Origin of the sequence: Azospirillum sp. A23 (assembly GCF_042938965.1) — a bacterium.
Lineage (GTDB): Bacteria > Pseudomonadota > Alphaproteobacteria > Azospirillales > Azospirillaceae > Azospirillum > Azospirillum melinis.
The window spans coordinates 71712-85928 of the sequence record NZ_CP170669.1 but is presented as its reverse complement, the minus strand read 5'-3'; the positions used below and the strand labels follow the sequence as shown (position 1 = coordinate 85928).

Genomic DNA, 14217 nt, shown 5'->3' with positions numbered 1-14217 from the left:
AGCGAAAAATCCGAAATCCGGGGAGGAAAACCATGTTGTTCGCCAAGTCGCTTCGTGGTGCCGTGTCCTGTCTGGCCATCGCCGCCGCCCTGTCGGCGGTGACGGCCGCCGCGCCCACCGCCGCCGGGGCCGAGACGCCGGTCAAGGAGGTGAAGATCGGCGTGCTCACCGACATGAGCAGCATCTATTCCGATCTGGTCGGACCCGGCTCGGTGCTGGCGGCGCAGATGGCGATCGACGACTTCACCGCGGCGGAGAAGCCCGGCTTCAGGATCTCGCTGGTGTCCGCCGACCACACCAGCAAGGCCGACGTCGCCTCCAGCATCGCCCGCAAGTGGATCGACGAGCAGGGCGTCAACGTGCTGACCGACGTGGCCGGCGCCTCGGTCACGCTGGCGGTGTCGAACATCGGCGCCGAGAAGAACACGCTGGTGCTCGCCACCGCCTCCGGCCAGAACAGCCTGTCCGGCGAGGACTGCAAGCCGACCACCCTGCATTGGAGCTACAACACCCGCGCGGTCGCCGCGACGACGGCGAAGGCGGTCACCATGGACGGCGCCAAGACCTGGTATTTCGTCACCGCCGATTATGCCGGCGGCCGTTCGCTGGAGGAGGATGCGACCAAGGGCGTTCTGGCGGCCGGCGGCACGGTGCTGGGTTCGGTCAAGCATCCCTTCAACAACAACGACTTCTCTTCGCAGATCCTGATGGGGCAAAGCTCGGGCGCCAAGGCGATCGGCTTCGGCAACTCCGGTCCCGACACCATCAACGCGGTGAAGCAGGCCAACGAGTACGGCCTGAACGGCAGCGTCGCCCTGACGCCGCTCCTGCCGATGATCACCGACATCGACGCCATGGGTTTGCCGATGGCCAAGGGGATGTACGTCACCGAGTCCTTCTATTGGGATCTGAACGACCGGACGCGGGCATGGTCGAAGCGCTTCTTCGACAAGCGCGGCAAGATGCCGACCATGGTGCAGGCCGGCCTCTATTCGGCGGTGAACCATTACCTCAAGGCCGTCAAGGCGGCGAACAGCACCGACACCGCTCCGGTCCTGAAGACGATGAAGGAGACGACGATCAGCGACGCGGTGACCAAGCCCTCGCATCTGCGCGCCGACAACATCGTGCTGCGCGACATGTACCTGTTCAAGGTCAAGGTGCCGTCGGAGAGCAAGCAGCCCTGGGACTATTACTCCCTGCTGAAGACCATCCCCGGCGAGGAGGCTTTCGCGCCGCTGTCGGAGAGCAAGTGCCCGCTGGTGAAGAAGTGAGCGCATGACGGCTCTCGCCCCCTCCCTCAACCTTCTCCCAACGGGGAGGGGGCCTTTTACGGCATTTCGCCGGGCCGGTTTCGGCTTTCACGCCATCATTGCCCGTGAGGGGACCGTTCGATGCCATCCCTGCACACCGGCGGCACGGCGGGGCGCCTGATCGCCGACGCCGTCGCCCGCTTCGCCGACCGCCCGGCGCTGGCCGACCGCCGGACGCGCTGGACCTATGCCGAGCTTGGCGGCTGGATCGGCCGCTTCGTCACCTGTTTCCGCTCCCTCGGTCTCGGCAAGGGCGACGGCGTCGCCATCCTGACCGGCAACCGGGTGGAGCCCTGGGCCGCCATCTGCGCCGCCAACATCCTCGGCATCCGCTACACGCCGCTGCATCCGCTGGCCGGCGAGGACGACCACGCCTTCATCCTGGCCGACTGCGAGGCGCGCGCCCTGATCGTCGATGCCGAACGGTTCGGGCCGCGCGCGCTGGCGCTGCGCGCGCGGGTGCCGGCGCTGGACCATCTGCTGTCCCTGGGTCCGTTGGGCGGACCGGGCGGCGGCATTCGGGATCTTCTGGAGGAACTGCCGCAGCTGGAGCCGGCGCCGCTCGACCCGCAGGTGGAGGCGGAGGACATCTCGCTGCTCTGCTACACCGGCGGCACGACCGGCCGGTCCAAGGGCATCATGCTGCCGCACCGGACCATCGCCGCCATGGCCTCGACCATCGCCGCCGAATGGGAATGGCCGGCCGAGCTGCGCTATGCCGCGGTCACGCCGATCAGCCATGCCGGCGGCATCATGCTGTACCCGATCATGCTGATGGGCGGCTCGGCCCGGCTGCTGCCCGGTTTCGACGGCGCGGAGTTCTGCCGCACGGTGGAGGAGGAGCGCATCACCGCCGCCTTCCTGGTGCCGACCATCGTCAATACGCTGGTGGAGGACCCGGCCCTGCTGGCCCGGCACGACCTGTCGTCGCTAGGTCTGATCGTCTACGGGGCGGCCCCGATGGCTCCGGACCTGCTGCGCCGGGCCATCGACGCCTTCGGTCCCATCTTCCTCCAGCTCTACGGCCAGTCGGAGGCGCCGCAATGCGTCACCACGCTGCGCCGGATCGACCATGACCTGCGCAAGCCGGAGCGGCTCGGCTCCTGCGGGCGGCCGACCGCGCTGTGCGACGTGAAGCTGTTCGACGCGGACATGCGCGAGGTCGCGGTCGGCGAGCCGGGCGAACTCTGTGTGCGCGGACCGCTGGTGATGGCCGGCTACTGGCGCCAGCCGGAACTGACGGAGCAGGCCTTCCACGGTGGCTGGCTGCACACCGGCGACGTCGCCCGGCGCGATGCCGAGGGCTTCCTCCACATCGTGGACCGCACCAAGGACATGATCATCTCCGGCGGCTTCAACATCTATCCGCGCGAGGTCGAGGATGCGCTGATGGCGCATCCGGCGGTGTCGCTGGCCGGGGTGATCGGCATCCCGGACAGCAAATGGGGCGAAGCGGTGAAGGGATTCGTCACCCTGCGCCCCGGCGCCGCGGTGGAACCGGCGGACCTCCAGGCGCATGTGAAGGCAGTGCGCGGCGCGCCCTGGTCGCCGAAATCCATCGACATCGTCGCCGACATGCCGCTGACCGGACTCGGCAAGGTGGACCGCAAGGCGTTGCGCGAACCCTACTGGCGCGGCAGAACGCGCGGGGTGAACTGAAGCGGAAGGGAGCGGACCATGCTGGACCATGCGGCGATCATGGCACTGAGGACGCAGGATCCGGCGTCCTGGACCGAGCGCGACGTGATGCTTTACGCGCTGGGCGTCGGGGCGGGCGCCAATTCAGTGGTCAGTTCGGCGGCCAGTTCGTTGGACGAAAAGGAATTGCCCTTCGTCTACGAACGCGGCCTGAAGGTGCTGCCGACCTTCCCCATCGTCCCGACCTTCGCCGGCGGACCGCTGTTCCAGATCGGGCTCGACACCCGCTACCTCCTGCACGGCGAGCAGTCCGTCACCCTGCACGGACCGTTTCCGCCGAGCGGCAGGGGCATCGTCGAGGGCCGCATGATCGGCGCCTGGGACAAGGGGGCAGGGAAGGGCGCGGTCTTCGCCCAGGAGAAGATCCTGCGCCTCGATGGCGATCCCGAGCCGCTGGCGACCGTCGTCACCACCGCCTTCGGCCGGGCGGAAGGCGGCTTCGGCGGGCCGGCCGACGGACAGCCGGCGCCGCATCCGGTGCCCGGCCGCGCACCCGACCTGTCGCTGGACATGCCGACCACGCCATCGCAGGCGCTGCTCTACCGGCATTCCGGCGACCTCAACCCGCTGCACGCCGACCCGGAAGCGGCGCGTGCCGCCGGATTTCCACGCCCGATCCTGCACGGGCTCTGCACCTATGCGATCACCGCCCGCGCCGTGCTGGCGGCCTGCTGCGATTTCCAGCCGGAGCGCATGCTGCACCATCAGGCGCGCTTCTCGGCCCCGGTCTTTCCGGGGGAGACGATCACCGTCGATCTGTGGGTGGACGGTGACGCCGTGTCCTTCCAGGCGCGGGTCAAGGCACGCGAGATCGTGGTGGTCAAAAACGGCCTGAGCCGGCTGCGCGGGGGGACCATCCGATGAAGGCGTTGCAGTGCCTGTCCTATGGCGATCCGCCCGAATTGCGCATCGCCGAGACCGCCGGACCGGAGCCCGGCCCCGGCGAGGCGCTGATCGCGGTCGAGGCGGTCGGCATCGGCGGCTTCGACGCGGTCCTGCTGGGCGGACGCTACCAGGAGCGCCCGGAACCGCCCTTCGTTCCGGGCCGCGAACTGGCCGGGCGGGTGCTGGCGGTGGGGGAGGGCGGCGATCCGGCGCTGGTCGGCCTCCGGGTCGCCGCCATCGCCTTCAAGGGTGCGCTGGCCGAACGCGCGGTGGCCCGCTGCGACCATTGCATGGCGACGCCGCCGGATATGGACGCCGCCACCGCCGCCTCGGTCCTCAGCGCCTATGCGACCAGCCTCTATGCGCTGGAGACCTGCGGGCGGATGCGCGCCGGCGAGACGGTGCTGGTGCTCGGCGGCGCCGGGACGGTGGGAGCGGCTGCCATCGACATCGCGCGCGGGCTCGGCGGCCGGGTGGTCGCGGCGGCCTCCTCGGCGGAGAAGCTGGCCTTCTGCCGGATGCGTGGGGCCGATCTGGCGGTCGATTACGGCGCCCCGGACTGGCGCCGCACGATGACGGAAAAGCTGGGCGGCGGGGTCGATCTGGTGCTGGACCCGGTGGGCGGCGCCCTGTCAGAACCGGCCTTCCGCAGCCTCGCCCCCGGCGGGCGCCATCTGGTCGTCGGCTTCGCCGCCGGCGAGATCCCGCGCATTCCGCTCAACCTGCCGCTCCTGAAGCGGGCGAGCGTCGTCGGGGTGGATTGGGGCGGCTTCATGCAGCAGGAGCCGGCGGCCAACCGGGCGCTGCTGGCGCGCCTGCGCACGCTGTTCGGGTCCGGCGTTCTCCGGCCGGAACGGCCCATCGTTCATCCGCTGTCCGCGCTGGTCGCGCTGCTGGACGATTTCCGGAACCGGCGCAGCGTCGGCAAGCCGGTGATCCGGCTCGATTTCGACGCCGCACGCTGACCGGGACGCCGCACGCCCGGAAAGACGGCGTGCGTCGCCGCTGTGGTGTGGCGAATGAGCAGAAACCTTGTGGAGCGCGATGCGATGGAGAATGGGAAGCCGACGGGGCCGCTGGTAGGCCTGCGCGTCATCGAGATCGCTGGTATCGGGCCCGGCCCGTTCTGCGCCATGATGCTGTCCGACATGGGGGCGGAGGTGATCCGCATCGACCGCGCCTCGGCGCCCGACCAGGGCATCGATATTCCGGTCCCCAGCAACGTCACCAACCGCGGCCGGCGCTCGGTCGTGCTCGATCTCAAAAGTCCGGAAGGGGTGGCGGCGCTGAAGCGGCTGGCGGTCCGGGCCGACGCCCTGATCGAAGGCTTCCGCCCCGGCGTGATGGAGCGGCTCGGCCTGGGCCCCGACGACCTGCTGGCCGTCAACCCGCGGCTGGTCTATGGCCGGATCACCGGCTGGGGTCAGGAGGGGCCGCTGGCGAAGGCCGCCGGGCACGACCTGAACTACATCGCGCTCAGCGGCATGCTGCACGCCATCGGTCCGGCCGACCGGCCGCTGCCGCCGCTGAACCTGATCGGCGATTATGGCGGCGGGGCCATGTACCTGGCGTTCGGCATCGTCTGCGCCCTGCTCGAACGCGACCGGTCGGGGCGGGGGCAGGTGGTCGATGCGGCGATGGTCGACGGGGCGGCTTCGCTGGGCGCCGCGCTCTATGGGCTGCTGGATGCCGGACTGTGGCGGGACCGCCGGGCGGGGAACCTGCTCGACGGCGGCGTTCCCTGGTACGACAGCTACGAGACCAGCGACGGCAGGCATGTCGCCATCGGCTCGCTGGAGCCGCGCTTCTACGAGAGACTGCTGGAGCTTCTCGGGCTGACCGACGCGGCCTTGCGCGACCGCAGCGAAGCCAATTGGCCCTGTCTGCGCAAGGCGTTCGCCGAGGCGTTCCGGACGCGGACGCGCGACGAGTGGTGCGCTCTGCTGGAGGGGACCGACGTCTGCTTCGCCCCCGTCCTGTCGATGGCGGAGGCGCCGCACCACCCGCACATGGCTGCGCGTGGAAGTTTCGTCCAAATGGACGGCGTGGTTCAGCCGGCGCCGGCCCCGCGCTTCAGCCGCAGCAGGCCGGCGGTCCAGGGGCCGCCGCCGGAGCCGGGAGAGCACACGCGGAGCGTCCTGGAGGATTGGGGGTTTTCGGCCGAGGACATCTCCCGCCTGGATCGGGTCAGTGCGCTTCCAGATCGGCCAGTCCGGACTCCGGGAACAGGACATCGATGAAGCCGAACTTGGACATGTCCACGATCCGCTGGGGATAGAGGAAGCCGTCGAGATGGTCGAACTCGTGCTGGAAAACCCGGGCGTGGAAGCCTGTCGCTTCGCGGACGAGCGTTGTGCCGTCTTCCAGGGTGCCGCCATAGCGGATATGCGTGCACCGCGGAACCATCCCGCGCAGTCCCGGAACCGACAGGCAGCCCTCCCAGGACTCCTCCACCTCGTCGGTAAGTTTTTCGAACCAGGGATTGATCAGCGTGGTGACGGGGACGGGGGGCACGTCCGGGTAGCGCGGATTGAAGTCGAAGCCGAAGACGATCACCCGCAGGTCGACGCCGATCTGCGGTGCAGCCAGCCCGGCGCCGTTGGTGGCGTGCATGGTTTCGAACATCTCGGCGATCAGCGACTTCACCGCCGGGTCGTGGATATCCTCGACCGGCCTCGCCACCCGCTGCAAGCGGGGATCACCCATCTTCAGGATTTCACGCATGATGTGTCCGTCACTCCGCTCGATGCCCGCTCCATGAGTCATCGGGATCGGCCGCGGTGCAAGTGCGATCTGCGATGTCCGGAGCCGTTCAGCAGCCGTGGCTTCGGTCGTAGCCATTGATGGCCGGTGCGCGCCATCCCTCCGGCAATCGCGACGGTTTGTAGATCTCGACGAGGAGCGGATGGCAACTGGCCGCGTCCGAGGAATGTTCCGACGAGCAATCGCCGCCGGGGCAGGCGGACATGCAGCCGAGCAGGTCGACTTCGGCGAAAAACTCGAGGTAATCGCCCGGCCTCACGGGGCTTGCCTTCATGAAATACTGCCCGGTGTCCCGGGTGAAGCCCGTACACATGAAAACATTCAGCACATCGTGGATGTGGGGTTCGGCCTCGGGCAGGGTCATGCCGGTGGCTTTCGCCAGGGCGCGGGTGAGATTCGAATGGCAGCAGTGGTGGTAGTGGTCCCCGGCGCTGAGCAGGTTGTGCGTGTAAGGGTCGCAGCGGGTGCCGATGACGTCATGCACCGATCCGCCGAATTCGTCGAAACCGTACCAGTCGAGCGTGTCGTGCGTGATGGTGGCGATGGGGCGGAGGTAGGGGAAGTTGGAAAACAGCTGATCGCCAAGCCCTACATGGGTGCCGTTCAGCGCGCGGGTCTTGCCGGTGTAGAGCCGCTCCGTCAAATCGTTGGCGTTGAAGAGGTTGAGGTCGCCAACCTGTGCGCCCTCGGTCGAGACGATGCGGAAGAAGTGACCGGCGGGCACGGTCCAGGTGGCCGCATCGCGCGGCGGGACCACCACCGTCCCGACCAGCTCCATCCCGTCCCGCACCGCGCGGTATGCCGCCAGATCGGCACGTGGCAGGCTCTGCGTCGGATAGCAGATGACCGGCCCGACCGCCTTGCGTGCAGCGGCATCTGCGGGGGGCGCGGTGATGGGGGTGGGCTTCATTGGCTTTTCCGTTCGGTTCATCAGGATTGCCGCTGGCATCACCGCCGGAATCGCCGCCGTGATCATCATTGAGATCGATAACGGCCATGCGGTAATATGCTCAACGAGTGAGTATAGATTGTTGAGTATCACAAAAATTATTGTTCAACAATCTTGACTCGATCCGGCAGTGCCGGGATCTTGGGAGGTGCCGATGACGATCAGGACGACGATGGAAGCCGACGAGGCTTCCCTTGCCGGCGCGGTGGCGATCCGCATCCGTGAAATGCTGATCGCCGGTGAGTTCGAGCCCGGCCAGAAGCTTTCGGAACACCGGGTGGCGGCGGATTTCGCGGTGTCCCGGAACACGCTGCGCGAAGCGTTCCGCTTTCTGACCAGCCAGCGGCTGCTCTCCTACATTCCCAACCGCGGCGTCTTCGTCGTGGTGCCGGACGAGGCCGCGATCATCGACATCTACCGTGTCCGCGCGGTGATCCAGCGTGGCGCCGTCGAAGCGGCGAGCCGGGGCCATCCGGCGTTCGCCCGCATGCGGGTCCTGGTCGAAGAGGGCAGGGAGCTTGGCGCCAAACGGGACTGGCAAAAGGTCGGGACGAACAACATGGAGTTCCACCGCGCCATGGTCGGCCTGTGCGACAGCCCCCGGCTCAGCGCCAGCTTCGACCTCGTGCTCGCCGAACTCCGGCTTGCCTTCGGGCAGCTCAAGGACATGGCCCATCTTCACGAGCCCTACATCGACCTCAACCACACCCTCCTCCGTGCGCTGGAGACGGGCGAACGGCTGGCATCGATGACGACGCTCGACGCGTATCTGCGGCAATCGGAGCGTGGCGTGCTTGGGGCGTTGCAGCATCGAAGGGCGGCCGAGCCGGCCGAATGACCGCCGGCGCTTCCGCGTCGGCAGCAGGATCACGGAAACGATCACTCCTCTTCCGTCGCGACGGTGAAGTTCCGGTCCCTCCGCCTCAGCTCGTCCAGCAGGCCGTCGATGATGCGCAGCGCCTCTGCCGTGGCGGCATTCACGTCGGTTCCGGCGGGATGGATGAGGAACAGCGTGCGCATCAGCGCCGGGTCGCAGATCGGCCGGATCACCAGGGTGCCGGCCTGGATGTCTTCCGCGACGGCGCTGTGCGGCAGGATCGCGCAGGCCAGTCCGCGCCGGACCATGTCCTTGATCGCCTGCATCGATTCGAGCGAGAAGGCGATGTTCGGCACCAGCCCGCGCGCCGTCATCGCGTCGGTGACCAGACGCCTGACCAGATCGCCCTCGTTGGGCATCGCCAGTTCGGCGTCGGCGATGGCCGCCAGTGACAGCGGGCCGGTCCCGTCGAACCGCGAACCGGGATGGGTGATCAGGCACAGCGCCTCGTTCAGCCGCGGTTCCCGGTGCAGCATGCGGCTGCGCGGCACCGTGTAGGCCAGCGCCAGATCCAGCTTGCCCGATGAGACATGGCCGATGAGGGCATGGCTCAGCTCTTCGAACAGCTTCAGTTCCACCCCCGGCAGGGCGCCGTGCAGCCGCTCCATCAGCCTGCCGGCCAGCAGCCCGGACAGGCTGGGGGTCAGTCCCACGGCCAGCGTTCTCGGGACCTGCCCGGCGACCTCGCGCAGCGAGCGCTTCAAATCCTGCAGGCGCCGCACCATCAGCCGCGCCTCTTCCAGAAAGAGGAGGCCGGCCGGGGTGGGGTAGGTTCCGGTGACGGTGCGGACCAGCAGCGGCACGCCGAACTCCCGCTCCAGCGCCTTGATCTGCACCCCCAGCGCCGGCTGCGCGATGTTCAGCGCCAGCGCCGCCTTGCTGATGCTGCCCAGTTCGCAGACGAGGATGAAGCTCTCCAACTGGCGGCTGCGCATCGGTCGGGATCCATCGTTGCGGCCCAGTGGGGCGGCCCCATGTGGCGGCCCAGCGTGGCGGCCGTGCGGCACGCCACCGGCAGGGACGGAAGCCTCGCATCGGCGGCGGGGGAGGGCAAACAATTTTTGTATGGGGGTGGTCCAAAGCTGTCCTAGACAGGGCCGGCGGGCTGCATTTGTATGCTTACAAAACAAACAGAATTCAGGCGGCAACGCCGAACGCCCGACACCGGGAGGGAGATGCAGCCCATGCGTGGCCTATCGTCAGAAAGAGCACCGATCCCCCAGGATCCTTCCAAGAATCCCTCCCAGGGGCCGGCAGGCGCGTCCCATCCGGCGCAGCCCATTCCCTTCGGCCGCGCCCAGGGTCCGAACGGTGCCCAGAGTTCCAACGGCCTCGCGGCCGACGCCCACGCGGTGATGACCGGCGTCACCCGCATCTTCGGATCGGCGGTCCATGCGCTGGGTCCGGTCGATCTTGACCTGCGCCGGGGAGAGTTCTTCTCCATCGTCGGGCCGTCCGGCTGCGGAAAATCCACCCTGCTCGACGTGCTGGCCGGGCTGAGCAGCCCAACCGACGGCACCATCGCCTTCGAAGGCAAGCGCGTGCGCGGCACGGTTCCCGACGGGGTCGGCGTGGTCTTCCAGGAGGATGCGTCGTTCCCCTGGCTGTCCGTGCGCGACAACATCGCCTTCGGCCTGCGCCGCGCCGGCTTCCGCGGTGCGGAGGCGGAAGAGCGCGTTCGCCATGCCATCGATTTCATGGGGCTGAACGATTTCGCCGACGCCTATCCCAACCAGCTGTCCGGCGGCATGCGCCAGCGCGTCTGCATCGCCCGGACGCTGGTGATGCGCCCGCGCCTGGTGCTGCTCGACGAGCCGTTCGGCGCGCTCGACCAGCAGACCCGCCTGCTGATGGGCGACGAGCTGCTGCGGCTGTGGCGGGCCAGCGGGGCGACCGTCCTGCTGATCACCCATGCGCTGGACGAGGCGGCGATGCTGTCCGACCGCATCGGCGTGATGTCGTCGCGCCCCGGCCGCTTCATCGAGATCGTCGAAACCGGCTGGCCGCGCGACCGCACCAGCGCCATCGCCGCCGAACCCGCCTTCGGCGAGGTCACCACCCGCCTGTGGAACACGCTGCGCGAGGAGTCGCTGAAGGCGATGGCCAGCCAGCGGAGGGTCGCGGGATGACGCGGGCAGGCATCCAGCGCCTGCTGATCACCGCCGCGGCCGTCCTGGCGCTGGAGGCGTCCTGCCGGCTGGGCTATGTCGGGCGCGGCACCATGATCCCACCGTCGGAGATGTTTGCCGAGCTGGTCCGTCTGATGGGAACCGACGGCTTCTGGTCGCAGATCGGCTTCACCCTGCGCAACATCCTGGCCGCCGCCGTCGCCGCGATGGTGGCGGGCTTCGCCGGCGGCGTCGCGCTCCACGCCCTGCCGCGGGTCCGCCGGGCGGTCGAGCCGTTGATCGCCAGCTATTACGCCCTGCCGTTCTTCGTGCTGTATCCGCTGTTCATCGTGCTGCTCGGCATGAACGCGCTGCCGATCATCGCCATGGGCTTCCTCTATGCGGTGATGGCGATGGTGACGGCGACGCTGTCCGGGCTGGACCGCATCCCGCCGGTGCTGCGCAAGGTCGGCCGCACCTACCGCCTCGACCGTGTGCAGGACGCGCTGCTGATCCAGCTTCCGGCCGCCGGGCCGCACATCTTCACCGGGGTGAAGCTGGCGCTGAGCTATTCGGTGACCGGCGTCATCGGGGCGGAGTTCATCCTGGCCGGCAGCGGGCTCGGCTACTCCATCGCCTTCGCGTACAACAATCTCCAGGACCGGACGATGTACGCGCTGCTGCTGTTCGTCGTGGTCTTCGTCTCCAGCCTGACCGTGCTGCTGCACTGGGCGGAACAGCGGGTGCGCCACCGTTCCGGTGCCGGCCGCGTCGGCGGCGCCCGCGACACCGCCGGGGCGGGGGAGAAGCTGGCCGCCGCCGCCGTCATCGCCCTGCTGATCCTGGGCGGCTGGCAGCTGTTCCACGGGCTCGCCGGGGACGAGGCGCTGGCTTCGCCCGCCGTCACCCTGAACCGGATGACCGTGCTGTTCGGCAACCCGTCCTTCTGGGAAAATGTGGCGGAGACCGCCAAGGCGCTGGGGCTGTCGCTGCTGATCTCCTGCATCGGCGGCGGGCTGGCGGGTGTGCTGATCGGTGCCAACCGGTCGCTGTCGGACGTGCTGGAACCGCTGTTCGTCACCCTCTACGCCATTCCCAAGGTCACGCTCTATCCGGTGATCCTGCTGCTGTTCGGGCTGGGCATGCCGGCAAAGGTCGCCTTCGGCACGCTGCACGGCTTCATCCCGATGATGCTGGTCACCATGGGCGCCATCCGCGCCATGAACCCGGTGCTGCGGCGCTCGGCCCGCGCCATGCGGCTGACGCGGATGCAGACGCTGACCGCGGTCCTGGTGCCGGCGACGGTGCCGGAGATCGTGACCGGCCTGCGCATCAGCTTCTCCATCACCTTGCTGGGCGTGATGGTCGGCGAGATGTTCGCGTCCAAGCGCGGGCTGGGCTTCATGATCATGAACGGCATCAGCGTCAACGACACCGCGACGATGATGAGCGTCACCGTGCTGATCGGCCTGTTCGCCCTGGCGGTCAACAGCGCGCTGCTCGCGCTCGACAACCGGATGCACCGGGTCGCCTGAGCGGCGCCCGCATTCGAACGCCCTCTCCGCCAGCCCCTTTCTTCCCGGCCGCCGGCCCGCCCGGCGGAAAGGACCTTGCCATGCCCATCGAAACCGCGTCGCTGATCGACGTCCATGCCCATGTCCGCCTCGAGGCGACCAACGGCGCCGCCGGCATCCACGGGCCGGAGCATGGCGTTGACGAGAACGGCCAGCCCTGGTACCGCGTCGGCAATTACCGGCTGAGCGGCGTCCGCCACCTGAACAGCCCCTTCACCGACCCGGAGCTGCGGCTGCGCCGCATGGACCAGTCCGGCATCGATTTCCAGGTGCTGTCGGCCAGTCCGCTGAACTATTTCCACCACATCGACGTGCCCTCCGCCGTCTCCTTCTGCCGCCGGCACAACGACGCGCTGGCCGAGCTGATCGCGCGCTATCCGGACCGGCTGGGCGGGCTGGCCGCCCTGCCGATGCAGGATCCGCGCGCGGCGACGGAGGAACTGGAGCGCTCCGTCGGCGAGCTGGGACTGTGGGGGGCGGCGACCGGCACCGAATTCGCGGGCGAGCCGCTGCACAGCCCGGAGTTCGACAGGCTCTATGAGGCATTCGTGCGGCTGGACGTGCCGCTGTTCCTGCATCCGGCCCCGGCCGGCATCGACGGGCCGCCCGGCGACCCGGCGCTGAAGCGTTTCGACCTCGACGTCATCATCGGCTTCGCCGCGCAGGAGACCATCGCCGTCGCCACCCTGATCTTCGGCGGCGTGCTCGAGCGCCATCCCCGGCTGGACGTCTGGATCAGCCATGGCGGCGGTGCCGCCGCCTTCACCGCCGGGCGGCTGGCGCAGGCCGGCATGAAGCGCCCGTGGGCCAGCCAGTCGATGAAGAAGGACGGCGCCTTCGAGGAAATGCTGTCGCGCCTGTGGTTCGACACGCACCTGAACGACGACCGGGCGCTGGCGCTGCTGACGCAGGTGGTGGGGCCGGACCGGCTGGTCTTCGGCACCAATTTCGCCGGCTGGGACCAGCCGGAGGACGGGCATCACGGCGCCGTGTCGCCGGCGCTGGCCGGCAACGCCCGCCGCCTGCTGAGAAAAGACAAAACCTACAACGGAGGGACGCCATGACCATCACCCGTTTCCTGACCCGCGCGCTGGCGGCGGTGCCGCTGATCGGCGGCCTGCTGGCCTCGGCGCCGCAGGCCCATGCGCTGGAGATCATGGCGTCCCACTATGGCGCCCTGCTGAACACCGCCCCCATCGCGGTGGCGCTGGAGCGCGGCGACTACAAGAAGAACGGCGTCGACGTCACCGACGTGATGAGTTCGGTCGGCGGCGGCACCGGCATCCGCAACATGGTGGGCGGCGGGCTCGGCTACGGCATCGTCAGCACCTCCACCGCGCTGGCCGGCATCAGGCAGGGCATGGACATCCGCATCGTCCACACCGCGATCCGCCGGGTGGACGACCTGCTGTGGGTGACGCGGCCGGACAGCGGCGTGTCTTCGGTCAAGGATCTGGTCGGCCGCAAGGTCGGCATCACCGCGCCGAAATCGTCGAGCGAGCTGATGGTCGTCATGGCCTTCGAGGCGGCCGGCTATCCCGGCAAGGCCGACATGGTGGCGCTGGGATCGGTCGGCTCGGGCCTGTCGGCGCTGGAGCAGGGCGGGGTGGACGCGGCGCTGATCCTGGAGCCGCTCTACAGCGCCCGCAAGGACCGCTACAAGGTCGCCTTCTCGCTGGAGAACCTGCCGTCGATGACGCCGACCGTCGGCGTCGCCACCGGCGACTTCATGCGCAAGAGCCCGGACCAGCTGCGCGGGCTGCTCGCCGCCTGGCGCTCCGCGGTGAACTTCATCTACGAGAATCCGGAAGAGGCCGCGAAGATGGTCGCCAAGCGCTATGGCGACACGCTGCCGGTCGATGTCGCCACCGCCTCGATGAAGCGCATGGCGGCGATCAAGTACTGGAGCCAGGGCGATTTCGACATGGACGCCCTGAACATCTGGGTCAAGGGCATGGAGCGCATGGGCGAATGGTCCGGCCCGGTCGACTGGTCGAAGGTGCTGGACAGCTCCTTCCTCGCCGCAGATCTGCGCAAGTGACGGAGAACC

At 68.7% G+C, this 14217-nt stretch carries 13 protein-coding genes; 10 read left to right on the top strand and 3 right to left on the bottom strand.

Annotated features, from left to right (window positions below; translation table 11 throughout):
- The first annotated feature begins 32 nt into the window (after positions 1–32).
- The 5 genes from ABNQ40_RS33090 (at position 33) to ABNQ40_RS33070 (ending at position 6136) form a co-directional block, all read left to right on the top strand.
- The gene (locus ABNQ40_RS33090) at positions 33–1274 is read left to right on the top strand and encodes an ABC transporter substrate-binding protein (RefSeq protein ID WP_109050173.1); all 1242 of its coding nucleotides are present in this window, start codon (positions 33–35) and stop codon (positions 1272–1274) included.
- A gap of 120 nt (positions 1275–1394) precedes the next feature.
- Complete coding sequence (locus ABNQ40_RS33085) at positions 1395–2972, top strand: AMP-binding protein (RefSeq protein ID WP_109050174.1); 1578 nt, start codon at positions 1395–1397, stop codon at positions 2970–2972.
- Positions 2973–2990: 18 nt separating this feature from the next.
- On the top strand, positions 2991–3875 hold the full coding sequence (locus ABNQ40_RS33080) for a MaoC/PaaZ C-terminal domain-containing protein (protein ID WP_109050175.1): 885 nt from the start codon (positions 2991–2993) through the stop codon (positions 3873–3875).
- Positions 3872–4861, top strand: a complete 990-nt coding sequence (locus ABNQ40_RS33075; RefSeq protein WP_109050176.1) for an NADPH:quinone oxidoreductase family protein — start codon at positions 3872–3874, stop codon at positions 4859–4861. The genes ABNQ40_RS33080 and ABNQ40_RS33075 overlap by 4 nt, the downstream gene beginning before the upstream one ends.
- Positions 4862–4915: 54 nt before the next feature.
- Positions 4916–6136: a CaiB/BaiF CoA-transferase family protein gene (locus ABNQ40_RS33070; RefSeq protein WP_247879824.1), complete on the top strand. Its 1221-nt coding sequence runs from the start codon at positions 4916–4918 to the stop codon at positions 6134–6136.
- Here the strand turns inward: ABNQ40_RS33070 and def are convergent.
- Positions 6084–6623: a peptide deformylase gene (def, locus tag ABNQ40_RS33065; RefSeq protein ID WP_109490965.1), complete on the bottom strand. Its 540-nt coding sequence runs from the start codon at positions 6621–6623 to the stop codon at positions 6084–6086. The genes ABNQ40_RS33070 and def overlap by 53 nt on opposite strands.
- 85 nt (positions 6624–6708) lie before the next feature.
- Positions 6709–7569, bottom strand: a complete 861-nt coding sequence (locus tag ABNQ40_RS33060; protein ID WP_109490966.1) for a DUF1989 domain-containing protein — start codon at positions 7567–7569, stop codon at positions 6709–6711.
- A gap of 193 nt (positions 7570–7762) precedes the next feature.
- Here ABNQ40_RS33060 and ABNQ40_RS33055 point away from each other — a divergent pair, with 193 nt between their 5' ends.
- On the top strand, positions 7763–8446 hold the full coding sequence (locus ABNQ40_RS33055; RefSeq protein ID WP_109050177.1) for a GntR family transcriptional regulator: 684 nt from the start codon (positions 7763–7765) through the stop codon (positions 8444–8446).
- 41 nt (positions 8447–8487) lie between these two features.
- On the opposite strand, the gene ABNQ40_RS33050 is transcribed toward ABNQ40_RS33055, so the two are convergent.
- The gene (locus tag ABNQ40_RS33050) at positions 8488–9420 is read right to left on the bottom strand and encodes a LysR family transcriptional regulator (RefSeq protein WP_109050178.1); all 933 of its coding nucleotides are present in this window, start codon (positions 9418–9420) and stop codon (positions 8488–8490) included.
- Positions 9421–9840: 420 nt separating this feature from the next.
- Here ABNQ40_RS33050 and ABNQ40_RS33045 point away from each other — a divergent pair, with 420 nt between their 5' ends.
- The 4 genes from ABNQ40_RS33045 (at position 9841) to ABNQ40_RS33030 (ending at position 14208) form a co-directional block, all read left to right on the top strand.
- Positions 9841–10614, top strand: coding sequence for an ABC transporter ATP-binding protein (locus ABNQ40_RS33045; RefSeq protein ID WP_109050179.1), 774 nt, complete (start codon positions 9841–9843; stop codon positions 10612–10614).
- The gene (locus ABNQ40_RS33040; RefSeq protein ID WP_247879827.1) at positions 10611–12128 is read left to right on the top strand and encodes an ABC transporter permease; all 1518 of its coding nucleotides are present in this window, start codon (positions 10611–10613) and stop codon (positions 12126–12128) included. Before ABNQ40_RS33045 ends, ABNQ40_RS33040 begins: the two co-directional genes overlap by 4 nt.
- A gap of 80 nt (positions 12129–12208) precedes the next feature.
- Complete coding sequence (locus tag ABNQ40_RS33035) at positions 12209–13231, top strand: amidohydrolase family protein (protein WP_109050180.1); 1023 nt, start codon at positions 12209–12211, stop codon at positions 13229–13231.
- Positions 13228–14208, top strand: a complete 981-nt coding sequence (locus ABNQ40_RS33030; RefSeq protein ID WP_109050181.1) for an ABC transporter substrate-binding protein — start codon at positions 13228–13230, stop codon at positions 14206–14208. Before ABNQ40_RS33035 ends, ABNQ40_RS33030 begins: the two co-directional genes overlap by 4 nt.
- Positions 14209–14217: the final 9 nt, after the last annotated feature.

Coding starts and splice junctions, on each gene's coding strand:
- ABNQ40_RS33090 (WP_109050173.1), top strand. CDS start 33: ATGTTGTTCGCCAAGTCGCTTCGTGGTGCCGTGTCCTGTCTGGCCATC.
- ABNQ40_RS33085 (WP_109050174.1), top strand. CDS start 1,395: ATGCCATCCCTGCACACCGGCGGCACGGCGGGGCGCCTGATCGCCGAC.
- ABNQ40_RS33080 (WP_109050175.1), top strand. CDS start 2,991: ATGCTGGACCATGCGGCGATCATGGCACTGAGGACGCAGGATCCGGCG.
- ABNQ40_RS33075 (WP_109050176.1), top strand. CDS start 3,872: ATGAAGGCGTTGCAGTGCCTGTCCTATGGCGATCCGCCCGAATTGCGC.
- ABNQ40_RS33070 (WP_247879824.1), top strand. CDS start 4,916: ATGAGCAGAAACCTTGTGGAGCGCGATGCGATGGAGAATGGGAAGCCG.
- ABNQ40_RS33060 (WP_109490966.1), bottom strand. CDS start 7,569: ATGAAGCCCACCCCCATCACCGCGCCCCCCGCAGATGCCGCTGCACGC.
- ABNQ40_RS33055 (WP_109050177.1), top strand. CDS start 7,763: ATGACGATCAGGACGACGATGGAAGCCGACGAGGCTTCCCTTGCCGGC.
- ABNQ40_RS33050 (WP_109050178.1), bottom strand. CDS start 9,420: ATGCGCAGCCGCCAGTTGGAGAGCTTCATCCTCGTCTGCGAACTGGGC.
- ABNQ40_RS33045 (WP_109050179.1), top strand. CDS start 9,841: ATGACCGGCGTCACCCGCATCTTCGGATCGGCGGTCCATGCGCTGGGT.
- ABNQ40_RS33040 (WP_247879827.1), top strand. CDS start 10,611: ATGACGCGGGCAGGCATCCAGCGCCTGCTGATCACCGCCGCGGCCGTC.
- ABNQ40_RS33035 (WP_109050180.1), top strand. CDS start 12,209: ATGCCCATCGAAACCGCGTCGCTGATCGACGTCCATGCCCATGTCCGC.
- ABNQ40_RS33030 (WP_109050181.1), top strand. CDS start 13,228: ATGACCATCACCCGTTTCCTGACCCGCGCGCTGGCGGCGGTGCCGCTG.